We start from the raw sequence: 22,052 nt of genomic DNA, 5'->3' as shown, positions 1-22,052 counted from the left end.
GTTGTCATTAAGAGAATGGCAACGCACGGACAAGGCGTCTAGTAACACACGACATTACCGATGTGTGCTTACCTCATAGGCATTTGTGAATTTTACACGTTTGTTTATCTGGGGCACATAAACCGAAAAGGTGAATTGCCCGCTACGGACCGCGGTGATCTCCAGCCAGCCGCCCACATCGGCCACCCGCTCGGTCAGGTTCATCAGCCCTTGGCCCGACTCTCCCGTCCTGCGTACTGGGCGGACGCCGTCGTTCTTGATCGACAGCCGGACCAGTTCGTCGCGTTCGAGCAGCTGGATGGCGCACTGTCGCGCCTCCGCGTGACGCAGCACGTTGGTCACGCCTTCGCGCAGGGCGTGCGTGAGCGCGTCGGCGACGTCCCCGGGCAGATCGGGGCACGCCACCCGGATCTGGCACCGCACTCCCACCGACTCCAGCAGGGCGCGGGCCGAGCTCATCTCCCCTTCCAGCGAGGAGCGCCGCCCGCCGCCGTGGGCGACGGCCCGTACGTCCCCCGCCAGGGTGCGCAGCAGTTCGAGGGTCTCGCCGACCTCCAGCTTCGCCTTCTCGTTCTCCTCGTCCATCAGCCGATCGATGAGCTGCGTCTTCAGGACCAGGGCGGTGAGCCGGTGGCCCACCAGGTCGTGCAGGTCCCTGCTGAAGCGGCGGCGTTCGAGCGCGACGGTCGTACGGATGGCGTCGGTCCTGGCGGAGGCCAGCCACTGCGCCCGCGCGGCCAGGCTCACCAGGGCGTACTCCATCAGGCCGAGCACCGGGGCGGCCAGCGCCCACCCCCGGTCGGCGAGCCCCTCGTGGGGAGCCGCGAGCAGGACCGGCCCGCAGCACACGGCCAGCGCCACCAGCGTGGCCGACCTGATGCGCCCGGCCACCAGCAGCAGCGCGCCGGCCAGCAGCCCGCACATCGGCGTCCACGCCGCCCCGAACACGGCCAGCGGCACGTACGTCAGCCAGGCCTGCACGCCGACCAGCCACCACCCCCCGGTCCTGCCGGCCAGCGTCCCCAGCACGAACCGGGCGTGTACGGCCAGCAGGAGGAGCAGGGTCACCGAGGCCGCCGGCGAGAATCCCGAGCCGGCGAGCGCTCCCTGCACCGGAACGGTCACGGTGAGGAGCCCCGCCATCAAGGTCAGCCAGGCCATGTCCAGGGGAGACGAAGGAATGTCGCCGAGAAGGCGTAGCCGGGGAGCCGGCTCGCTTCCTAATCCACTCACTCGTCCCCCGTCGCGCTGCGTCACGAGCACCGAACCGTCCGTTGTCCCTCTCCAATCGACCCGATGTACCGCGTTCTGTAAAGCGCAATGGCGGCTTCGAGCAGAACTTTCTGCCCGCCCCCGCCTGACTTAGGCCGCGTGACGTCGTCGTAGGGTTGCCGTTATGGATTACAGACGACTTGGTGACACCGGCCTGCGGGTCTCGCGCATCTGCCTCGGCATGATGAGCTTCGGGGATCCGGCCAGGCAGGAGTGGGCGCTGCCCGAGGACCAGGCCGAACCGCTCGTCCGCCGGGCCGCCGACGGCGGGGTCACGTTCTTCGACACAGCCGACGTCTACAGCGCCGGCGAGAGCGAGGTCGTGACCGGGAACCTGCTGCGCAAGATCTTCCCCAGGCGCGAGGACTACGTGCTGGCCACCAAGGTCTATTTCCCGATGGGCAAGGGGCGCAACGACCGGGGCCTGTCACGCAAGCACATCTTCGACGCGATCGACGCCTCGCTGCGCCGGCTGGGCACCGACTACGTGGACCTCTACCAGATCCACCGGTGGGACGACGAGACGCCCATCGAGGAGACCATGGAGGCGCTGCACGACGTGGTCAAGGCGGGCAAGGTCCGCTACATCGGGGCCTCGACGATGTGGACGTGGCAGTTCGCCAAGGCGCAGCACGTGGCGCGGGAGAACGGGTGGACCAGGTTCGTGTCCATGCAGAACCACTACAACCTGCTCTACCGGGAGGAGGAGCGGGAGATGCTCCCGCTCTGCGCGGACCAGGGCGTGGGCGTGATCCCGTGGAGCCCGCTGGCGCGCGGCCTGCTGGCCCGCGCGGGCGCGTCCCAGTCGACGACCAGGACCGGCACCGACGCGCGCATCGACGCCCTCTACGACCCCGAGAACGACCAGCTCATCCTTGACCGGGTCGCGGAGGTCGCGCGCGAGCACGAGCTGCCGGCCGCCCAGGTCGCCCTGGCCTGGCTGCTTCAGCAGCCGACCGTCACCGCCCCCATCGTGGGCGCCACCAAGCCGGGCCACGTCGACGACGCCCTCGCCGCGGTGTCGGTGTCGCTTTCGGACAAGGACCTGGCCTCCCTCGCGGAGCCGTACCGGCCGCGTGAAGTGCGCATGTAGCCTCGCCCACGTCGTTTGTCGGCGGGAATCCCTAAGCTGGCTCCATGGCTAGGGCTAACGATGATGCGGCGGCGGCGCTCTCCGAATACGCGGAGCTGTTCGCGCTGACCGGTGGCGACGCGTTCCGGGTGCGGAGCTACCAGAAGGCCGCCAAGGCGATCGCCGGGTTCCCCGAGGACATCTCGGTGGCCGACGTACGCGGTGTGCCGGGCGTGGGCGAGGCGATCGCCAAGAAAATGGAGGAGTTCCTGCAGCGTGGGAGCTTCCGCCAGCTCGACGACCTGCGCGGCCGGGTGCCCGAAGGGGTGCGGCGGCTGACCCGCGTGCCGACGCTGGGGCCGAAGACGGCGATCATGCTGTTCGACGACTACGGCATCGACTCGCCCGTGGCGCTCGGCGAGGCGATCACCTCCGGGCGGCTCGACGGCGTCAAGGGGCTCGGCCCCAAGACCCTGGCCAACCTCCTCAAGGGCATCGAGCAACTGGAGCAGTCGGGCCGCCGGGTGCACATCGGCGTCGCCATGTCCCTGGCCGAGCAGGTGATGGCCTCGCTGAAGGCCGAGCGCATCGCCTACGCCGGGTCGCTGCGGCGGATGAAGGACACGATCGGCGACATCGACATCCTGGCCGTGGCGCCCGAGTCCATCATGGAGGACTTCCGCGCCCAGCCCTATGTCGCGGAGATCATCGCGGCGGGCGACAAGAAGACGTCGATACGCACGACGTCGGGCCTTCAGGTGGACCTGCGGTTGGTGCCCGGCCAATCGTGGGGCGCGGCGATGCAATACTTCACCGGCTCGAAGGAGCACAACGTCGCCATCCGGGAGATGGCGGTGAAGAAGGGGTGGAAGCTCTCCGAATACGGACTCTTCGCGGGCGAGACGGTGATCGCCTCGGAGTCCGAGGAGGACATCTACGCCGCGCTCGGCATGCAGTTCGTACCCCCGCCCATGCGCGAGGACGGCGGCGAGGTGAAGGCCGCGCTCCGCCACGAGCTGCCGGATCTCCTCCAGCTCCCCGACCTCAAGGGCGACCTGCACACGCACACCAACCTGACGGACGGCATCGCCTCGCTGGCCGACATGGTGGCGGCGGGACACGCCCGCGGCTACCTCTACTACGCCATCACCGACCACGCCCCCGACCTGGCCATGCAGCGGATGACCCTGGACAAGGCGCTGGAGCAGCGGCAGCAGGTCGCGGACCTGCAACAGAAATATCCCGACATGCGGCTCCTGCACGGCACCGAGCTCAACATCGCCCCCGACGGCTCCGTCGACTGGCCCGGCGAGATCCTCCGCGAGTTCGACGTGTGCGTCGCCTCGGTCCACTCGCACTTCGGCATGTCCCGCGACGAGATGACCCGCCGCTTCATCGCGGCCTGCGAAAACCCGTACGTGGACATCATCGGCCACCCGACCACCCGCAAGATCGGCAAGCGCCCGCAGGTGGACGCCGACTGGGACGCCGTCTTCCGCGCGGCCGGCCGCACCGGGACGGCCATGGAGATCGACTCTTTCCCCGACCGCTCGGACCTGCCCGCTGACCTGGTCCGCCTGGCCAAGCACCACGGGGTGAAGTTCTCGATCGACAGCGATTCACACGCCATCCCCCACCTGGCCAACCAGCGGTTCGGCATCGGGATCGCGCAGCGCGCCTGGCTGACCACGGAGGACGTCATCAACACCTGGCCGCTGGAGCGCCTGCTCGCCTTCCTCGGCCGGTAGGCGCGGCCATCGATCGATCGCCTGCGCGGAACGGGCTCAGGCGCGGCGATCTCTCAGGACACCCCTGAGCCACCGCGCCGCGCAGGCGATCCTCACGACCAACACGCCTGCATGTCATCCCCAGGAATGACCACCCACAGGTGGATGTGGCCACCAGCGGATTACGCGAAAGTAATCCCCACCATCACCCCCACGAAAGGACGTCGATCATGCCACCGGCGCCCAAGCGATCGAGAGCCCGCAAGATCTGGACCCGGGCTCTCGCGGCGCTGGCCGTGCTGCTCGTCGCCGCCGTCGCCGGCGTGGCGGTGGCCTACCCCTCCGTGGCCGCCACGACGTGCCCCGGCTGCTACGGCCTGACAGAGCTCCGCCCCGGCGTCTACATCGAGCCCGACCTGTCGCCCCAGCGACGATCACAGATCAGCCAGACGGTCGACGCCGCCACAAAGAGAGTCGACACCTTCTACGGCGGCCGAAAGAGCTCACCCAGCCTGCTCATCTGCACCACCGAGGAGTGCTACCAGCACATCGGCGGCCACCAGGAGCGTGGCATCGCCGTTCTGGACCGCTCCGTGATGCTGTCGCCCCGCGGCCTCGACACAGTGATCGCTTCGCACGAGATGTCCCATGTCGAGCTCCACACCCGCCTCACCTCCGGAGCAGAGGTCCCGCAGTGGTTCGACGAGGGCCTGGCCGTGGTCGTCTCCGACGACCCCCGTTACCTCGCCCCGCGAACGACCGGCGACCGCTGCCTGGTCCAACCGACCGCGCCGCTGCCGGTCTCCTTGGACGAGTGGCTGCGTACGGCCAGCAAGCAGCCGAACACGTACGCCAAGGCCGCCTGCCAGGTAGATCGCTGGCTCCGAGCCAACGGGGACCGGCAGGGCTTGGAGTCCCTCATTCAGCGCCTCAACGCCGGCGAGACCTTCGGCTCCCTCGTCCCCAACTGAGCACCCGATCACTCACCCAGGGCTCGACCTCGCCCATCAGCGGCCCCGAAGGGCCGCGTAAGCAGCCGCCCTGCGGGAATCTCAGGCGGCCTGAGGAGGCGAGTACAACCACGGGTCGCGCAGGTCGAAGTAGGTGGGCTCGCCCTCGAACAGATCCTTCCACTGCTCGAAAAGCTCCCGCATCTCGGCCGGAAGCTCCTTGCCCTCGCCTTCCCTGGCCGCCCGTTCGGAGGTGAAGTACGCGGCCTCGGTGTATCCGCCGTCCCCGTGCAGCGCGGCGAACCCGCCGATGAGGTCGGGCCGGAATGCGGCCATGCCCCGCTCGCTCTGGGCGGTGATCTCCCGCATCCGCCGCGGATCCCGGATCCGTCCCTGCATCACCTGAACGAACCCCGCCGCATCTGACCCGCCCTTCAGGTACGTGTACGCCTCGGCGCAGTCATGGAAGGTGACCTCGCCGCTGAAGAGTTTCTGGGTCTCGGCCCACCACTGACCCTGCTCGGGCCGCTCGCTGTTACGCCGCGCCGCCTCCTGCGACTCGAAACGCGCCGTGTTCACGAACGTGCCGTCGTCCGTGACGCCGGCGGTCGCGCCGAGCCAGCCGTCCGCCCCTGGCGCGAGCTCGGCGTGCCACCGGTCCAACGCCGCCCGCATCTCGCCGGCGTCCCCGACCTGTCCCTGAATGACCTGGATGAACATCGCGGCCCCCTCGCTGTGTGCCTCAGCACCACGCTAGGAGCCCGCCCGTGAAGGTCGAGATGTCGAGGCACCATGCCATGCCCAAAACTTGCCGTCGCTCCGTTGACCTCGGCGGATGGGACGTCATCGGGGGAGGTACTGCCAGTACACCCTTCGGCAGTGACTGTTTGCGTAGGCGTAAAGCCGGTTACCTGAAGGGCACGGAAACGCCCAGGTGGCGACACCTCCCGCGAACTGGGCCCACACCTCATCACCTCGTACGTTTGAGGGAGACACCATGGAATTCGTCGAACAGCAGGCCACCACCAAGGCCCCCGCGGACTGGTTCACCGGCGACGTCTGGTTCGACGTGATCTACGCGGGCCAGGAGCCGTCCCGGATGCGCGCCAACATGGTCCGTTTCTCCCCCGGCGCCCGTACCCACTGGCACTCCCACGTACTGGGCCAAACCCTGCACGTCGTCTCCGGCGTCGCCCTGATCGGCACCCGCGACGGCACCGTCTTCGAAGCCCACCCCGGCCAGACCGTCACCTGCCCCCCGAATGAGGAGCACTGGCACGGCGCCACCCCCGACCGCTTCATGGAGCACCTGGCCATGTGGGAGGGCGCGGGCGACGGCAGCACCGAAACCACCTGGAACGAGCCGGTCCCCGACGAGCAGTACAACCGCGCCCGCAGCCACTGACCAGCTGAACCCGTCCTTCTTCCCGCTCCGGCTGTGGCAGTGCCGAGGTACACCGGCGATCCCGGTCCCGGTCTTACAGCAGCCGCCGCGCACCGCAGGACCGAAGGACGGCCACCGAAAGGATCTTCGATGACCGAGCAACCCCGGCAGATCGGCGGCGGACGCCGCATGATCGGCGACTTCGCGCCGAAGCTCGCCGAGCTCACCGACGACGTCCTGTTCGAGGACGTCTGGAACCGCACCGAGCTGGCCGCCCGCGACCGCAGCCTGATCACCGTCGCCGCCCTCGTCGCCGGCGGCGACGCCGATCAGCTCCGCTTCCACCTCGGGCGCGCGAAGGAGAACGGCGTCACCGAGACCGAGCTCATCGAGGCGATCACCCATCTCGCCTTCTACGCCGGCTGGCCGAAGGCCATGACGGCGATCACGATCGCGAAGCAGGTCTTCTCAGGTTGAGCGCCAGGGGAAGGGGCCGTCGGGGTCGGATCTTGGTCACCGGTTCCGCGGACGGTCTTGGGCGTGCCGCGGCGGATTCGTTGGTGTCCGCGGGACACGACGTGGTGGTGCACGCCCGCAACCGGGAGCGTGCGGCGGGCCTCGACGCGCTGGTCGAGCGAGGGGCACACCTCGTGGTGGGCGACTTCACCGAGCGTGACGCCGTACGGCGCATCGCCGCGGAGCTGAACGAGGCGGAGCCGCTCGACGCGGTCATCCACAACGCCGGCGTGTGGAGCGGACCGGCGGTCATGCCGGTCAATGTCATCGCACCGTATCTGCTCACGGCCCTGCTGCGCGGGCCGCGCCGGCTGGTGTACCTGAGCAGCGGCCTGCATACCAGTGGGCGCCCGTCGCTCGCCGGGGTCGACTGGCGGGGCGAGAGCGCCGGCTCGTACTCCGACAGCAAGCTGTTCGTCACCACGCTCGCGGCCGCGGTAGCTCGGCTGCGTCCCGGGGTGCTGAGCAATGCCGTGGATCCAGGCTGGGTGCCGACGCGGATGGGCGGACCGAGCGCACCGGACGATCTCGAGCTCGGCCATCAGACGCAGGAATGGCTCGCATCGAGCGACGAACCTCAGGCCCTGACCACCGGCGGCTACTGGTACCACCGCCGGCGGCTGCAACCGCACCGCGCCGTCCACGACGAGGCGTTCCAGGACCGCCTCGTGCGGACGTTGGCCGAGGAGACGGGCACCGCACTGTGAGCAGCGTGCACGCGCCGTGCGTCGTCGACAGCCCGCTTCATCGCGGTTCGGAATGAACGCGCCGTCTGTCGGCTCACTTCATCGCGGTTCGGCGTGAACGCGCCGTCCGTCGGCCCGCTTCATCGCGGTTCGGTATGAACGCGCCGTCCGTCGTCTGCCGGCCCGCTGTCATAGCGGATCGGCGTGTTCTTGGAGCCGGGCGAAGGCGGCGGCGTGGGGTGCGCTGGGGCGAGGGTGCAGGTGAGGATGGTCAGGCCGGGGTCGGCGGGGACTTCCAGGGCGTCGTAGTCGAGGTCGAGGTCGCCGACGTCGGGTTGGTGGAAGCGCTGTCGTCCGCTGCGGTAATACTCGACGTCGTGGGCGTCCCAGCGGCCGGCGAATTCCGCGCTGTGGGTGGCGAGTTCGTCGATGAGGTCGGCGAGGTCGGTGTTCGCGGGGGTACGGGCGGCTTCGATGCGCAGGCTGCCGACGGCGTCGTGGGCGATGCCCGCCCAGTCGCGGTAGAAGCGACGGGCCCCGGATGTCATCGCCCGTTCCGACCTGCGGGGCTCCGGGGCGCTGACCGTGGTGAGGGGCGCGGCGGCGGTGGCCAGGCAGGCGATCGGCTGGGTCCGCATCGCCGGGTCGTCGTGGCCGGCGCTGGTGAACGGCTCGCCGGGGTTCGTGGCGCTGCGGGACGGGCGCCGTCCTGAAAGCGGTGGCCTGAAAGCGGTGGCCTGAAAGCGGCCGTCCTGGAGTAGCGGCCTAGAGCGGGCGGCCCCGAGCGAGCGGCCCGGAGCGGGCGGCCTGGTAGGCCGTCGGTCCCGGCAGGCACGAGCCCTCCCTGTGTGGATCGCTACCTCCGCAAAAGGTCTTTCGAGCGGACATCGCCGGGGTTCGATTAAATGGTTTCCCAGTAGGAAATACATGCTGTGGAGGTAGCAGCCCATGGAGCAAGCTCTGGCGACGATCGTCAAACCGCTGCCGGCCCACCTGTTCACCGTGCACGACGGCAGCGCCGAGATGCGGTGGGAAGCCATGGCCGGGCAGGGATACCACACCCCGATAGACCGATTTTTCGTGCGAAATCATACGTACACGCCCAGCATCGACTCCACGACCTGGCGGCTGCGGCTCCACGGGCCCGGCCTGCGATGTCCGGGCGAGTACGACTACGGCCAGCTTCGTGCCATGCCGTCACGCACCATCGACGCCGCGATCGAGTGCGCCGGGAACGGTCGGCGGCTGTACGCGACGCAGCAGCTCAACCCGGCCCCGGGCACGCAGTGGGGGCTGGGCGCGATCGGGGTGGCGCGGTGGCGCGGGGTGCCGCTCAGTTACCTGCTCCGGTACGCGGGCCTGCGACCGGACGCCGTGGACCTGCTGCCGAGCGGTCTCGACGCGCCGTTCGAGGACTACGGGCACGTACGCCGGCCGCTCCCGGTCGACAAGGCCATGCACGACGTGCTCGTCGCCTACGAGATGAACGGCCGGACTCTCCCGCCCGACCACGGATTTCCGGTACGCCTGGTGGTGCCGGGCTGGGTGGGAATAGCGTCGATCAAATGGCTGGGTGATATCGAGGTGGCGACCCGGGAGCTCACTTCCCCATGGAACACCATCTTTTACCGCGACGTTACGACCCAGCCCGTGAAGAGCGCTTTCGAGCTGGCGTGGAATGCGCGCCTGAGGGCCGGCCGGCCATACATCCTGCACGGCAGATCGTGGTCGGGGCGGGGGCGGATCGTCCGGGTCGAGGTCAGCGTCGACGGCGGACTGAGCTGGCGGCGGGCCGCGCACCACGGCCCGCACCTGGTCAGCGCCTGGTTGCCGTGGCACATCGGCTGGACGCCCCGGCGGCCGGGGCCGTACGAGCTGATGGCGAGGGCGACCGATGAGAGGGGCGAGACGCAGCCGCTGACGACGCCGCACCACCCGTTCGGTTATCACTTCGACGCTGTCGTGCGGCACCCTGTTTCCGTTGTCCACGGATAGGGAATTGTCACCGATTGGGGGTGAGCTGCGCATTTACTAAATGATGGGACAGCGCATCCGAATTCATCTGGAAGACTCTCGCGGAAACGTCGCGGCAATCCTCGCATGTGATGGTGGCCAGATTCCGTGAGAAAGGGAGAGCAGATGCGCCAGCTCACCGCACTCGACGCCCAGTTCCTCAACGTCGAGTCCGCGACCACCGCCGCCAACGTGGCGGGCCTGGCGATCCTCGACCCCGCCGAGGGCCACGTCACCCGCGACAACCTCGCGGCACTGCTGCTGGAGCGGCTGCACCTGTCGCCGGCGCTGAGCCTGCGGCTGGCGAAGGTGCCGTTCGGGCTGGATCGGCCCTACTGGGTGCCCGACACCGAGTTCGACATCGGCAACCACCTGTTCGAGACGACACTGCCCGCACCCGGCGGCGAGCGGCAGCTGGCCGAGACAGTGGCGGCGCTCCACGCCCGGCGGCTCGACCGGGCCCACCCGCTGTGGGAGATGCACCTGATCAACGGGCTGGCCGACGGCCTGGCCGCCGTCTACACCAAGGTGCACCACGCGGCCATCGACGGCGTCTCGGGCGCGGAGACGCTCGCCACGCTGCTCGACCTCTCCCCCGACGCCCGCGACCCGCTGCCGCACGACTGCCGGTCAGGCCGGACACCGCACCAGGCGAACCGGCCGGACCAGACACCACACCAGACGGGCCAGACCGGCCTGACCGGCCAGACGCCGGGCAAGGCGCTGGACATGGCCCCAGAAAGGCAGACACCCGGCCTGGTGGACATGGCCTCAGAAAGGCAGGCCCCTGGCCTGATGGGCATGCTGGCCGCCGCCGCCGTACAGACCGCCACCCACCCCCTACGCGCCGTCCGCTCGGCGGTCAAGGCGGCCGGTGACCTCGACGCGATCCCCGTGGCCTCCGCCCTCCCCGGCTCGCGGCTGATCGCCAGGGCGGCCAGGTTCGTCGCCGGTGACGACACGCGGCGCCCCGAGCTGCCCAGCCTGACCGTCCCGCGCACGCCGTTCAACGGGCCGATCAGCGGGCGGCGCCATCTGTCGTTCGGGTCGGTCTCGCTCAAGGACGTCAAGAGCGTGGCCAAGGCCAACGGGATGAGCGTCAACGACATCGTCATGGCGCTGTGCACGTCGGCGCTGCGGTCCTGGCTGGAGGAGCGGGACGCGCTGCCCGACGAGCCGCTGGTCGTCGCGGTCCCCGTCGCGGTCCGTACGGCCGGCGCCGGAGAGACGGTGGGCAACCAGATCTCCGCCATGATCACCCCGATGCCCACGAACGTCGCCGACCCGGTGCGACGCCTGCGGGCCGTCGGCGCCACCATGAGCGCGGCCAAACGGCGCTTCGCCCTGGCCCCGCCCGCCTGGCTGAACGAGCTCTGCTCGCTGCTGCCCGCGCCCATCACCAGCCTGGCCACTCCGGCGATCTTCCGGCTGGCCTCGGTGACGTTCCCGCCGATCAACCTGATCATCAGTAATGTGCCCGGACCGCAGTTCCCGCTGTACCTGTGCGGGGGACGGATCCTGTCGTACTACCCGCTGTCGGTGCTGACCGACATGAGCGGCGGCGTGAACATCACCTGCTTCTCCTACGACGGCATGCTCGACTTCGGCGTGGTGGCCTGCCCCGAGCGGATGGACGACGTGTGGGGGCTGCTCTCCCACCTGAAGACGGCCCTGGACGAGCTGTCAGACGAGCGAGTGAGCGATGAGTTCCGCGACCGCGTCGGGGTCGATCTGGTGACCGGTTAGCTGGCAGAGGTTCTCCTGGTAGAGCAGTACGGCCGCGAACGTGGCCGCCGCCACCTCCAGCCGGGCCGCGTCACCCCGAGCGCCCGGCAGCGCCAGCTCCAGCGCGAACCTGGACCGCCTGATCAGCTCGCCGTTGAGCCGGCCGAGCCGCTCCTTGACCGAGCCGTGCGTGTCGGCCTCGCGGAACAGGATGCGGCGCATCGCCGGCGAGGCGCGCAGCGGCAGCCTGCGGGCCAGCCGCGACAGTGTGCCCGCCGGGTCGCCGGGCACCGCGTCGATCTCGTGCCCCTCCTCGACCAGCGTGCGCTCGTCGATGAGCGCCACCAGGACGTCGATCTTGCGCGGGAAGTAATGGAAGATCAGCCCTTTGGGCACCGCGGCCAGCCTGGCGATGACCGCGGTCGGCGTGGCCTCGTAACCGCCACCGGCGAACAGCTCCTCCGCCGCGTCCAGAATGCGCGTCCGCGCGTCACCGACCCCCACAGCCGCACCCTAACGTCAGCCTGTAGCCCCTGGTAAGGGTATGGAAGTCGACGACACCCTCACTGGGCGCCGATGGCCCGGCTGAGCATGGGGTAGGCCCGGTGGAGCTCCCGCTGCCAGGACTCGTGGTTGTGCCCACCGCGATAGAAGTGCGTCCGTACGGGCACGCCCAGCCGCTCCAGCCGCCCCGCGAACGTCCGGGCGGCCCGGTTGGCGAGGTCCTCGACCAGGTCGCCCGCGCCCGCGGCCACGTACAGCTCGACCCCCTTGAGCTTCCCGGCCTGGTCGTAAGGGTTGTGCGCGCGCCAGACGGAGCGCTGCGCGGCCGGATCCCCCCAGACGCGCTTCCAGTCGGTGCCGAAGCAGCCGATCGTGGTGCCCGCCATGACGGCCTGCGGCACGCCGGGTTCGAGGATGTGCACGGCTCCGCTGAAGGAGGCCGCGGCCTTGAAGTACCCCTGGGCGGCGTACAGCATCGCGCCCTGACCCCCCATCGAGTAGCCCGCGACGGCCCGCTCCCGCCCGGCGCGGTAGCGGGATTCGAGCAGCGGCAGCAATTCCTTGAGGTGGTAGGTCGCCCAGCGCGGCGGGCCGCCGTCGCCGCCGTTCCACCAGTCGGAGTAGCTGCCGCACTTGCCGCCGTCGGGCATGACGACCATCAGCCCGGAGTTGCGGGTGAGGGCGTCGACGTCGGTCTTGGCGGTCCACGAGGCGTAGTCGTCGAGGCCGCCGTGCAGCAGCCAGAGCACCGGCCAGTCGCGCCGCGACTCCCATCCCGAGGGGAGCAGCAGCCGGACCTTCGTGATGCCGGCGAGCGCCGGCGACCTGATCGTCAGCTCCATCCTGCGCTCGTCGAGCCGCTTCTCCTCGACGACTTCGACCGCCTGCGCGCCGCTCGACGGAGCCGGCCGGGAGGCGGGCTCGCCCTCGTGATGGAGCAGATCGCGATGGAGCAGATCGCAATGGAGCAGATCGCGATGGAGCAGTACGGCCACCGCCCCCACCGCGAGAACGCCGCCGATGACCAGGTAGCCACGTAACCGGGGTGCCATCGAAGCCTCCCTTTTCGATGCGCGGATAATAGCGAGATGAAATCGATCGCCACCACGGATCTGTCCGTGTTCCCGATATGCCTGGGCACCAACGTCTTCGGCTGGACCGCCGACCGGGCCGCGTCCTTCGAGGTGCTCGACGCCTACATCGAGGGCGGGGGCAACTTCCTCGACACGGCCGATGTCTACCCCTACTGGGCCACCGGCGAGTCCACCTCCGAGACGATCATCGGCGAGTGGATGGCGGAGCGCGGCAACCGCGACTCGATCGTGCTGGCCACCAAGGTCGGCATGCTGGAGGGCGTGAAGGGCCTGGCGCCCGCGACCATCCGCAAGGCCATCGAGGACTCGCTGCGCCGGCTGCGTACCGACCGGATCGACCTCTACTGGGCGCACGTCGACGACCAGGACACCCCGCTGGCGGACACGCTGGCCACGTTCGGGCAGCTGATCGAGGAGGGCAAGATCCGCCACATCGGCGCCTCCAACTACGGCGCCGACCGGCTGGCGCAGGCGCTGCGGGTGGCCGACGACGAGGGCCTGCCCAGGTACGTCGCACTCCAGCAGCAGTACAGCCTGATGGAGCGCGACTACGAGGGCGGGCTGCGCGACGTCGTGGCCGCGGCGGGGCTGTCCAGCACTCCCTACTCCACGCTGGCCCGCGGCTTCCTGACCGGCAAGTACGCTCCGGGGGTCACGGTCGACAGCCCGCGCGCGGGACAGGCGGCCACATACCTGGAGACGGAGCGCGGGCCGCGGACGATCGAGGCCCTCACCAAGGTGGCCGCCGAGCACGACGTCGAGCCGGCGGCGGTGGCGCTGGCCTGGCTCGCCGCCCAGCCCACGATCACCACGCCGATCTCCAGCGCCCGCGACGTCAGGCAGCTCCAGCCGCTCCTCACGGCGGCCGCGCTCACGCTGACCGCCGACGAACTACGCGTCCTTGACGCAGCCTCCCGCCCCTGACCACGGGAAACCGCCCAGGATCCAGTGGGAGCTCCTACCCGGGTGCGTTCTTGAATTCGTATCCAAGATCATGTGATACTCCACAAGAGTTCTGACTTTTGTTATGAAATGTCCGTCAATTGAGACGGGCAGTTGGAGGATCGCGTGGCGCCCGGGCTTCCAGCCGGTGAACAACAACCCCAGGTCCTTCCCTTTCACCGAACCATCCCCCGGCTGCTGAGAGACCCGGTCACCGAGCTGGCCAAGATGGGCACCGACGCCGGGGGGCGGATCGTCCGGCTGAACATCGGCCCGTTCCAGCCCTACCTGGTCTCCCACCCCGACCACGTCCAGCAGGTGCTCAAGACCGACTGGTCCAATTTCGTGCGCGAAGGCATGTTCTGGCGGCCGCTGCGGCGCGTGACCGGCCAGAGCATCCTGGGCGAGGGCGAGGGCTGGGAATCCAGCAGGAAGGTCCTCCAGCCGCTGTTCACCGCGAGGTACACGGCCTCGCTGGGCGAGGAGCTGGCCGACATCATCGCCGGCCGCGTCGCCGAGCTGGACGAGCACGCGCGGAGCGGACGGCCGGTCGACGCCGGACACCAGATGACCGCGATCGTCAACGAGAGCGTCATCAAGGTGCTGTTCGGCGGGCGGATCCCCCGCGACGTCGCCGAGCGGCTCCTGCCCGAGTTCGCCACGTGCGCCACGTCGATCGGCTTCCGGCTGCTCTTCCCCTTCATGCCCTACTCCGTCAGGGTGCCGGGGGACCGGGCCTTCCTGGCGGCCACGAAGAAGATCGACGAGATCGTCTACCCCTTGATCGAACGGGCTCTCAGGGAGGGCACCCGCACCAACGAAGTGCTCTCGGCGCTGCTCAGGGTCAGGATGGAGGAGACGGGCGCGGCGGATCCGCGGCAGGTCCGCGACGACCTGGTCAGCGTCTACGGCGCGGCGTCGGAGACCACGGCGGTTTCGCTGACCTGGCTGTGGTCGGTGCTGCACGAGCATCCCGACGTGTACGCCAGGCTCCGCGAGGAGGTCGGCCAGGTGGTCGGCGAGGGCCCGGTCCGGCCGGCCCACGTGGCCAGGCTCAGGTATCTCCGCATGGTCCTGCAAGAGGTGGTGCGCTTGTACCCGCCGGGCTGGATCATCCCCCGCCAGGCCGTGGCGGACACGGAGATCGGCGGGGTCCGGATCAAGGCCGGCTCGCAGGTGCTGGTCAGCCCGTACACGACCCATCGGCTGGCGGAGTTCTGGAAGCGGCCGCTGGCGTTCGACCCGGAGCGCTGGGCGCCCGAGCAGGCCGAGCGCCGGCATCGCTACGCCTCGATCCCGTTCGGCGCCGGCCCGCACGTGTGCCTGGGCCAGCACCTGTTCTATCTCAAGGCGCCGCTCGTGATCGCCAACCTGCTGAGCAGGTACCGGCCGGAACTGACCAACCCACAGCGGCTCACCCTGGTGCCGGGAGCGTCGGTGCGGCCGAAGGAGAAACTCATGCTGAAGCTGCTGCCGATCGAGCGGAGCCGTCAGGCGTGAGCGGCGGGGAAGCTGCGGAGTTGCTGACGGATCTCATGTTCCGGCCCTGGGGTCAGGTCTCCTCCTCGGTCTATGAGACCGGCCGGCTGGTCACGCTCGTTCCCTGGCTGGTCGGCCACCAGGAGCGGATCGATTACCTGGTCGCCGCCCAGCGGGAGGACGGCGCCTGGGGGGCGCCGGACGGATACGGGCTGGTGCCGACCCTGAGCGCCACCGAGGCGATCCTGTCCGCGCTGCTGCGCGGGGAGTCCGGCACGGACGGGCAGAACCTCGGGGAGGCCGCCGAGCGCGGCCTGCGCATGCTGGCCGGCTGGCTGGCCGGCCCTCTGCAGCTGCCCGACATGCCGGCGATCGAGCACATCGTGCCCTCGCTGGTCGCCCTCATCAACCGGCACCTGGAGAGCCTGGCGGGCCACGGCCCGCTGTCGCTGCCCGACGGGATGAGCTACGACACGCTCGACCTGGTCAGATCGTGGATCGAGTCGGGGGCCGAGGTGCCGGAGAAGTTGCTGCACGCTCTGGAGGTCGGCGGCCCGGCGGCCAAGGGGGCGCTCGTGGTCCGGCCGACGGCGATCGGCACCGTCGGGGCCTCACCCGCGGCCACCGCCGCCTGGCTGGGCGAGCGGGGCGCGCGCGACGTGCACGACCCGGCCCGCGGGCACCTTGAGGCGGTGGCCAGGCGCCACGGTGGTCCGGTGCCCGTCGGGCTGCCCATCACGGTGTTCGAGCGGGGCTGGGTACTGAGCTGGCTGATCCGCGCGGGCGTGCCCGTCGAGGTGCCGCCGGAGATGGCGGCCGACCTCAGGGCGGCGATCGGTCCGGCCGGCGCCACCGCCGGCCCCGGGCTTCCCGCCGACGCCGACACGACCGCTGTGGCGCTGTACGCCCTGGCGCTGCTCGGCATGCCGTACGAGCCGGACTGCCTAGCGACGTTCCGCTCCGGCACGCACTTCTCCACCTGGCAGGGAGAGCAGGGCACCTCGGTCAGCGTCAACGCGCACGTGCTCGACGCCCTCGGCCAGTACGTCGCCTGCGTGCCCGCCTCCGCCGTCCGCTATGACGAGACCATCGCCGAGGTGGCGGCCTGGATCGGCGAGCGGCAGGAGCCGGACGGGAGTTGGAGCGACCGCTGGCATGCTTCGCGCTACTACGCCACGGCGGCCTGCGCGCTGGCGCTGGACGAATTCGGCGGCGACCTCTCGGCGGGCGCGGTGGACGCCGCCGTCGGCTGGGTGCTGGAGACCCAGCGGCCGGACGGATCGTGGGGGCGCTGGACGGGCACCGCGGAGGAGACCGCCTACGCGATGCAGATCCTGCTGCTGACCCGGTGGCGGGCGGACCCGCGATGCGAGCGGGCCGTAGACCGCGGTCACGCGTATCTGACCCGGTCGTCAGGCGAGGAGCATCCGCCCCTCTGGCACGACAAGGACCTTTACACGCCGGTCGCCGTGGTCCGCGCCGCCGTCATCGCCTCGTCGCATCTCGCCCGCCGGACCTAACCCTCATGCGACTCCAGATCTCCGGCCAGTTCCCGAACGGTGTACGCGTGCGTGTCCCTGGCCAGGTACCAGCGGCCGTTGAACGACACGCTCCTGCGCTGCCCCTCCGCGATCTCCGCCAGTTCGGCGGGCAGGTCGGCGAGCGCGGCTCTGAACTCCGCGTCGAGCTCGCCGATGTGCGCCGAGACCCGCGTGACCGCCCGCGCCGTGCCGGTGCCCGCCTTCTCCAGGATGCTGATGGAGTTGGGCTTGCCCTCGGCCTTCTCCCGCTCGAACGTCCTGATGTCGTTGGCCAGCCGCATACAGGCCGCGCCGAGATGGGTGGCCGGCTCGATCGACGCCCAGTGGGCGGCCTCGACGGGGACGGGGCCGCGGATCGCCAGGGCGGCGGCCCACCAGGTGGGATAGAGGATCGTGAGCAGGCCGTTCGCCAGGTAGTCCGCGTACTCCGGCCAGGGGGCCCGGCCCGCCGCCCAGGCGCGCTCGCGGAGCATGGCCGCGCCTGCGAGCTCCAGTTGTCGTCCCAGGTTCGGTGCGTGGACCGCCGCACCGGCGTGCCCGTGGAAGCGGGCGCACCACGCCTGCCAGGCGCCCAGGACCTGCTCGATCGGCCCTTCGGCGACCGGCTCGGGCGCCAGGGCGGAGGGCATGCCGGTGGTCATGGCGCACAGCCGGGCGATGAAGGCGGTGAAGTCGCGGTCGGGCCAGTCTCCGGCGATGCCGTCGGCGATGTCGTCGAGGCCGAACAGGATCGCGGTCAGCGCCCCGAGCTCGGCGATCTGCTCGCGGCGCGCGAGCGGGAACGTGGCCGCGGCCGACAGACAGCTGAAGGCCAACCGGCTCGCCGAGCTCTCGCCGTCGGCGAACAGGACGGGAAAGGGGCGCAGCAGCCCGGCCGCCTCGGGTACGGCGTCGAGCGCGGCCCGCAGGACGGCCTCTCGGTCCCCCTCGGGCACGCCCGCCAGCTGATGCGAGCCCTTGAGCAACCGGTCCGCGAGATCGTTGCGGATGCCGAAATACGCGCGATCCCCCAGGTCACTCACCCACGGAGGATATCCATCAATACATCATTTGACTAATTGGGTCATGAAAACGGATATTTCACCGCAAATGAATACAGTCGGGTTGAGGCAAGATCGCCCCCTTTGCTAGGGTGCCCACGTCTTCAGCGCCGGTATGCCACTGCATCTCCTGGTGGTCAGCCATTTCAAATGACTTTCACAGGGTAGGTATGATGCGCTTCCGCAATTCACGACTGCGGACCAAGATCATTGCACTTTTGCTCTCCATGGCGGCGCTGTGGGTGTTCGCCGCCTGGGTGACCCTTCGCGAGGGCGTCAACCTGCTCTGGGTCTCGCAACTCGACAACGCCGTGGTCGGGCCGAGCGAGCCGCTGCTCGTCGAGCTGCAACGGGAACGCCGGCTGTCGATCATCCGGCTCGGCGACGGGACGATCCGCGCCCGCAAGGATCTGGAGAACCAGCGCAAGCAGGCCGACCGAACGATCGTCACCTTCGAGCAGGCGGCGAGTTCGAGCGTTGTCGACCTGGCGACGGACGACGACGGGGCCAAACGGGTCACCGATGTCTTCCGGCGGCTCGACACGCTCAAGGCCACCCGGCAGGCCGTCGACGCGGGCCGGATGAACCGGGTGCAGGCGACCGATGCCTACGCCGACGTCATCGACTCCATCTACCGGCTCTACGGCTCGGTGGCGACCCTCGACGACAAGATCGTCGCCAAGGACATCCGCACGCTCCTCGCGCTGAGCAGGGCCCGCGAGGTTCTCTCCCGGGAGGACGCGCTGCTCGCCGGCGCCCTGGCCGAGGGGCGGCTGACCCCCGCGGAACACGCGCAGTTCGCCGAGACCGTGGGCGCCTGGCGCATCCTCGCCGAGCAGGCGGCGGGCGAGCTGCCCGACTCCGAGAAGGCCGCCTACGACAAACTGGCCGCAGGCGCCACGTTCAACCGCCTGCGCGAGCTCGAAACCCAGCTCGTCGAGCAGGACGCCAGCTTGGAGAGCGTCCCGTTCGGCGCCGGCCAGTGGAAGACCGCTTCCGAACGTGCGCTCGCCGACTTCAACACCTTGGTGCTCAGCGCGGGTGACCGCCTCGTGGACCGCGCGACGCCGGTAGCGATCGGCGTGGTCGTGCGACTGGTCCTGGCCGGCGGCCTCGGGCTCATCGCGGTCATCGCGTCGATCGTCCTGTCCATCACCACGGCCCGTACGCTCCTCGCCCAGTTGCAGAAGCTGCGTGACGCCGCGCACGAGCTGTCCGACGAGCGACTCCCCCGTCTGGTGGAACGGATCGGGCACGGCGAGGAGGTGGACCTGGCACGCGAGGCGCCGTCGCTGGACTTCGGTGAGGACGAGATCGGGCAGGTCGGCCAGGCGTTCAACACCATGCAGCGCACGGCGGTCAGCGTCGCCGCCGAGCAGGCCGAGCTGCGCCGCAGCATCCGCGACATCCTGCTCAGCCTGGCCCGCAGGACCCAGGGCCTGGTGCACCGGCAGCTGACCGTGCTCGACGTGATGGAGCGGCGCGAGACCGACCCCGAGGAGCTGAAGGAGCTCTTCCGGCTCGACCACCTGGCCATCCGGATGCGGCGCAACGCCGAGAACCTCATCGTGCTGTCCGGCTCCTCCCCAGCCCGTGTCTGGCGCCGCTCGGTGCCGATGGTCGACGTCGTACGCGGCGCGCTGGCCGAGGTGGAGGACTACACCCGGGTGACGCTCATGCCGATGGGCGACGTCGTGCTGCTGGGCCGCGCCGTGGGCGACGTCATCCACCTGCTGGCCGAGCTGATCGAGAACGCGGCCTCCTTCTCCCCGCCCTACACCACCGTCGAGGTCAGCGGGCAACTGGTGGCCAACGGCTACGTGGTCGAGATCGAGGACCGCGGGCTCGGCATGAAGCCGGAGGACCTGGAGTCCGCCAACGAGCGCATCGCGGACCCGCCGGAGTTCCGCATCACCGGCACCGCGCGCCTGGGACTGTTCGTGGTCAGCCGCCTGGCCGCGCGCCACGGGATCCAGGTCGTGCTCAAGTCCTCACCGTACGGGGGGACCACGGTCGTGGTCCTGATCCCCCAGGAGCTCGTCCAGCTGGGAGAGGCGCCGGAGGAGGGCGATGAGCCGGCGCGGCTGCCCCGCAGGAAGACGGTCGCCGCGGCGACGCGGACGGCCGCCCCGGAGAACGTGCGCCGGCTGACGGTGGCTCCGCCCCGCACTCCCGCCGAACCGGAGCCCGCACGGGAACACGTCCATCCGGAGCCCTCCCGGGAGCGCGTCCATCCGGGGCCCGCACAGGAGCGCGTCCGTCCGGAGGCTGAGCAGGAGCGCGCCCGTCCGGAGCCGAGGCGCGCGCGACCGGAGCCCGCACAGGATGGGCCCGCCGCCGAGTTCACCCCTTCCGGCCTGCCCTTGCGGGTGCCACAGGCCAGCCTTGCCCCCGCCCTGCGTGACGAGGCACCCGCCACGCGACCGAACCCCGAGGAGGACGATGACGAACGCTCGCCGGAAGAGATCCGCGCGATGATGGGATCTCTGCAGTCGGGCACCAGGCTGGGCAGGACCGAAGCGGCCAAGATCATGGACGGGCTCAAGGGCGAGCAACCGGGAGGCGAGACGTGACACCTGGATCCGGCACGGATCTGGACTGGCTGCTCGACGATCTGATCGACCGGGTCAAGGAGGCCGAGCACGCCATCGTCCTGTCGTCCGACGGACTGCTGATGGCGTCGTCCGCGGCGTTGCAGCGGCCCGACGGCGAGCACCTGTCGGCGGTGGCCTCCGGGCTGCAGAGCCTGGCCAAGGGCCTCTCCGAGCACGTGCAGGGCGGCGCGGTCAAGCAGACGGTGGTGGAATTGCGCTCGCGGTTCCTCATCGTGACCGTGGCGGGTGAGCGGGCGTGCCTGGCCGTCCTGTGCACGCAGAACGCGGACATCGGCCTGGTCGCCTACGAGATGGCCATGCTCGTCGCCCGCGTCGGCCAGTACCTCACCTCGGGCACCCGTGCCGAGGCCGTGGCCAGGGGTGATCGGTGAACACCCCTGACCACGGCCTCACGGACGGGCCCGAGGAGGAGCACTGGGTCGATCCGGAGATCATCCGGCCCTACGTGGTGACGCGGGGGCGGACCCAGCCCACCCATGGCAAATTCGACCTGATCTCCATGGCCGTGGCCATCGGCCCGACGCCCGGTCCCGAGGCCGGGCTCGACCCCGAACATCTGTCGATCCTGCGGCTGTGCCGCGAGCCCAAGTCCGTCGCCGAGATCGCCGCGCACCTGGACCTGCCCGCGGGCATCATCCGGGTGCTGCTCGGCGACCTGTTCGACAAGGAACTCGTCTCGGCCCAGGAACCGCAATCCGAGGTGGACATGCACGATATGAAGATGTACAGGGCGGTGCTCGATGGCCTTCGATCGCTCTGACCGCCCGCGCCTGCCGACCGCGATCAAGATCCTGGTCGCCGGTGGTTTCGGCGCGGGCAAGACCACGCTGGTCGGCGCGGTCTCCGAGACGCGCCCCCTGCGGACCGAGGAGATCCTGACCGACCGCGGCATCGGGATCGACGACATCTCATCCGTGGAGGCCAAGCGGACGACGACCGTGGCGATGGACTTCGGCCGCATCACGCTCAGCCCCGACTACGTGCTGTACCTGTTCGGCACGCCGGGCCAGGAGCGGTTCTGGTTCGTCTGGGACGAGTTGGCCGAGGGCTCGCTGGGCGCGGTCATCCTGGCCGACACCCGCCGCCTGGCCGACTGCTTCCCCTCGATCGACTACTTCGAGCGCCGTGGCACGCCGTTCGTGGTGGCGGTCAACTGCTTCGAGGGCTCGCGGACGTTCGAGCTCGACGAGGTACGGCTGGCGCTCCAGCTGAACCCGTCAATCCCGATCATCATGTGCGACGCCAGGAAGCGCGACTCGAGCAGGGAGGTGCTGATCACCCTGGTAAAGCATTCCGCCAAACTCCGCGCGGAGTCTGTGGCTCCTTGACGCCGGCAGGAGCGCGGCGGTCGTGGCTCCTTGACGCCGGCAGGAGCGCGGCGGTCGTGGCTCCTTGACGCCGGCAGGAGCGCGGCGGATCTTGGCAGGTAACCGCTGCTGAGGGGGGCCGCCCCATGACGACGTCCGGCGACGACCTGCTGTCCGAGCGGGTG

22 protein-coding genes are annotated in these 22,052 nt (G+C 69.9%); 16 read left to right on the top strand and 6 right to left on the bottom strand.

Going from position 1 to position 22,052, the window contains the following annotated elements:
• Nucleotides 1–54 precede the first annotated feature (54 nt).
• Nucleotides 55–1,233: a histidine kinase gene (locus tag AB0B61_RS35860; protein ID WP_358441662.1), complete on the bottom strand. Its 1,179-nt coding sequence runs from the start codon at nt 1,231–1,233 to the stop codon at nt 55–57.
• A gap of 163 nt (nt 1,234–1,396) precedes the next feature.
• On the opposite strand from AB0B61_RS35860, the gene AB0B61_RS35855 reads away from it, so the two are divergent.
• The 3 genes from AB0B61_RS35855 (at nt 1,397) to AB0B61_RS35845 (ending at nt 5,042) form a co-directional block, all read left to right on the top strand.
• A complete protein-coding gene (locus tag AB0B61_RS35855; protein WP_358441660.1) occupies nt 1,397–2,365 on the top strand; it encodes an aldo/keto reductase in 969 nt (322 codons plus the stop codon).
• Nucleotides 2,366–2,409: 44 nt separating this feature from the next.
• On the top strand, nt 2,410–4,092 hold the full coding sequence (polX, locus tag AB0B61_RS35850) for a DNA polymerase/3'-5' exonuclease PolX (RefSeq protein WP_358441658.1): 1,683 nt from the start codon (nt 2,410–2,412) through the stop codon (nt 4,090–4,092).
• 209 nt (nt 4,093–4,301) lie between these two features.
• A complete protein-coding gene (locus AB0B61_RS35845) occupies nt 4,302–5,042 on the top strand; it encodes a hypothetical protein (protein WP_358441656.1) in 741 nt (246 codons plus the stop codon).
• Nucleotides 5,043–5,123: 81 nt separating this feature from the next.
• Here AB0B61_RS35845 and AB0B61_RS35840 read toward each other — a convergent pair whose 3' ends face one another.
• Entirely contained in the window at nt 5,124–5,741 is a 618-nt protein-coding gene (locus AB0B61_RS35840; protein WP_358441654.1) for a hypothetical protein, read from the bottom strand.
• Nucleotides 5,742–6,018: 277 nt separating this feature from the next.
• On the opposite strand from AB0B61_RS35840, the gene AB0B61_RS35835 reads away from it, so the two are divergent.
• The 3 genes from AB0B61_RS35835 to AB0B61_RS35825 all read left to right on the top strand — a co-directional run bounded on the left by AB0B61_RS35835 (nt 6,019) and on the right by AB0B61_RS35825 (nt 7,628).
• The gene (locus tag AB0B61_RS35835) at nt 6,019–6,426 is read left to right on the top strand and encodes a cupin domain-containing protein (protein WP_358441651.1); all 408 of its coding nucleotides are present in this window, start codon (nt 6,019–6,021) and stop codon (nt 6,424–6,426) included.
• A 129-nt stretch (nt 6,427–6,555) separates the two neighbouring features.
• Complete coding sequence (locus AB0B61_RS35830) at nt 6,556–6,882, top strand: carboxymuconolactone decarboxylase family protein (protein WP_358441648.1); 327 nt, start codon at nt 6,556–6,558, stop codon at nt 6,880–6,882.
• Nucleotides 6,879–7,628, top strand: a complete 750-nt coding sequence (locus AB0B61_RS35825; protein ID WP_358441646.1) for an SDR family NAD(P)-dependent oxidoreductase — start codon at nt 6,879–6,881, stop codon at nt 7,626–7,628. The genes AB0B61_RS35830 and AB0B61_RS35825 overlap by 4 nt, the downstream gene beginning before the upstream one ends.
• A 119-nt stretch (nt 7,629–7,747) precedes the next feature.
• On the opposite strand, the gene AB0B61_RS35820 is transcribed toward AB0B61_RS35825, so the two are convergent.
• Nucleotides 7,748–8,155 (bottom strand): hypothetical protein, encoded by a 408-nt coding sequence (locus AB0B61_RS35820; RefSeq protein ID WP_358441643.1) that lies wholly within the window; start codon nt 8,153–8,155, stop codon nt 7,748–7,750.
• Nucleotides 8,156–8,192: 37 nt separating this feature from the next.
• Here AB0B61_RS35820 and AB0B61_RS35815 point away from each other — a divergent pair, with 37 nt between their 5' ends.
• The 3 genes from AB0B61_RS35815 to AB0B61_RS35805 all read left to right on the top strand — a co-directional run bounded on the left by AB0B61_RS35815 (nt 8,193) and on the right by AB0B61_RS35805 (nt 11,366).
• Nucleotides 8,193–8,348: a hypothetical protein gene (locus tag AB0B61_RS35815; protein ID WP_358441640.1), complete on the top strand. Its 156-nt coding sequence runs from the start codon at nt 8,193–8,195 to the stop codon at nt 8,346–8,348.
• A 207-nt stretch (nt 8,349–8,555) separates the two neighbouring features.
• Nucleotides 8,556–9,602: a sulfite oxidase gene (locus AB0B61_RS35810; RefSeq protein ID WP_358441638.1), complete on the top strand. Its 1,047-nt coding sequence runs from the start codon at nt 8,556–8,558 to the stop codon at nt 9,600–9,602.
• Nucleotides 9,603–9,746: 144 nt separating this feature from the next.
• Nucleotides 9,747–11,366: a wax ester/triacylglycerol synthase family O-acyltransferase gene (locus tag AB0B61_RS35805; RefSeq protein ID WP_358441635.1), complete on the top strand. Its 1,620-nt coding sequence runs from the start codon at nt 9,747–9,749 to the stop codon at nt 11,364–11,366.
• Here AB0B61_RS35805 and AB0B61_RS35800 read toward each other — a convergent pair.
• A complete protein-coding gene (locus tag AB0B61_RS35800) occupies nt 11,304–11,849 on the bottom strand; it encodes a helix-turn-helix domain-containing protein (RefSeq protein ID WP_358441632.1) in 546 nt (181 codons plus the stop codon). The genes AB0B61_RS35805 and AB0B61_RS35800 overlap by 63 nt on opposite strands.
• Before the next feature lie 59 nt (nt 11,850–11,908).
• The gene (locus AB0B61_RS35795; protein WP_358441629.1) at nt 11,909–12,901 is read right to left on the bottom strand and encodes an alpha/beta hydrolase family protein; all 993 of its coding nucleotides are present in this window, start codon (nt 12,899–12,901) and stop codon (nt 11,909–11,911) included.
• Between the two features lie 36 nt (nt 12,902–12,937).
• Between AB0B61_RS35795 and AB0B61_RS35790 the strand changes: the two genes are divergently transcribed.
• The 3 genes from AB0B61_RS35790 to AB0B61_RS35780 all read left to right on the top strand — a co-directional run bounded on the left by AB0B61_RS35790 (nt 12,938) and on the right by AB0B61_RS35780 (nt 16,884).
• The gene (locus AB0B61_RS35790) at nt 12,938–13,867 is read left to right on the top strand and encodes an aldo/keto reductase (protein ID WP_358441626.1); all 930 of its coding nucleotides are present in this window, start codon (nt 12,938–12,940) and stop codon (nt 13,865–13,867) included.
• 144 nt (nt 13,868–14,011) lie between these two features.
• On the top strand, nt 14,012–15,385 hold the full coding sequence (locus AB0B61_RS35785) for a cytochrome P450 (protein WP_358441623.1): 1,374 nt from the start codon (nt 14,012–14,014) through the stop codon (nt 15,383–15,385).
• The gene (locus AB0B61_RS35780; protein ID WP_358441620.1) at nt 15,382–16,884 is read left to right on the top strand and encodes a prenyltransferase/squalene oxidase repeat-containing protein; all 1,503 of its coding nucleotides are present in this window, start codon (nt 15,382–15,384) and stop codon (nt 16,882–16,884) included. Before AB0B61_RS35785 ends, AB0B61_RS35780 begins: the two co-directional genes overlap by 4 nt.
• On the opposite strand, the gene AB0B61_RS35775 is transcribed toward AB0B61_RS35780, so the two are convergent.
• A complete protein-coding gene (locus tag AB0B61_RS35775) occupies nt 16,881–17,927 on the bottom strand; it encodes a terpene synthase family protein (protein WP_358441617.1) in 1,047 nt (348 codons plus the stop codon). The two genes, AB0B61_RS35780 and AB0B61_RS35775, sit on opposite strands and share 4 nt — an antisense overlap.
• 245 nt (nt 17,928–18,172) lie before the next feature.
• Here AB0B61_RS35775 and AB0B61_RS35770 point away from each other — a divergent pair, with 245 nt between their 5' ends.
• The 4 genes from AB0B61_RS35770 to AB0B61_RS35755 are packed head-to-tail and all read left to right on the top strand — an operon-like array spanning nt 18,173 to nt 21,888.
• Nucleotides 18,173–20,518: a nitrate- and nitrite sensing domain-containing protein gene (locus tag AB0B61_RS35770; protein WP_358441915.1), complete on the top strand. Its 2,346-nt coding sequence runs from the start codon at nt 18,173–18,175 to the stop codon at nt 20,516–20,518.
• Nucleotides 20,515–20,931: a roadblock/LC7 domain-containing protein gene (locus AB0B61_RS35765; protein ID WP_358441614.1), complete on the top strand. Its 417-nt coding sequence runs from the start codon at nt 20,515–20,517 to the stop codon at nt 20,929–20,931. Before AB0B61_RS35770 ends, AB0B61_RS35765 begins: the two co-directional genes overlap by 4 nt.
• Nucleotides 20,928–21,320: a DUF742 domain-containing protein gene (locus AB0B61_RS35760; RefSeq protein WP_358441611.1), complete on the top strand. Its 393-nt coding sequence runs from the start codon at nt 20,928–20,930 to the stop codon at nt 21,318–21,320. Before AB0B61_RS35765 ends, AB0B61_RS35760 begins: the two co-directional genes overlap by 4 nt.
• Nucleotides 21,301–21,888, top strand: coding sequence for an ATP/GTP-binding protein (locus AB0B61_RS35755; RefSeq protein WP_358441608.1), 588 nt, complete (start codon nt 21,301–21,303; stop codon nt 21,886–21,888). The genes AB0B61_RS35760 and AB0B61_RS35755 overlap by 20 nt, the downstream gene beginning before the upstream one ends.
• The last annotated feature ends 164 nt before the right edge of the window (nt 21,889–22,052 follow it).

The organism is Nonomuraea sp. NPDC049158 (assembly GCF_040648335.1).
In the GTDB taxonomy this organism is placed as follows: Bacteria; Actinomycetota; Actinomycetes; order Streptosporangiales; family Streptosporangiaceae; genus Nonomuraea.
Note: the sequence above shows the minus strand (reverse complement) of the source record. Positions and strands in the feature narration are given on the sequence as shown.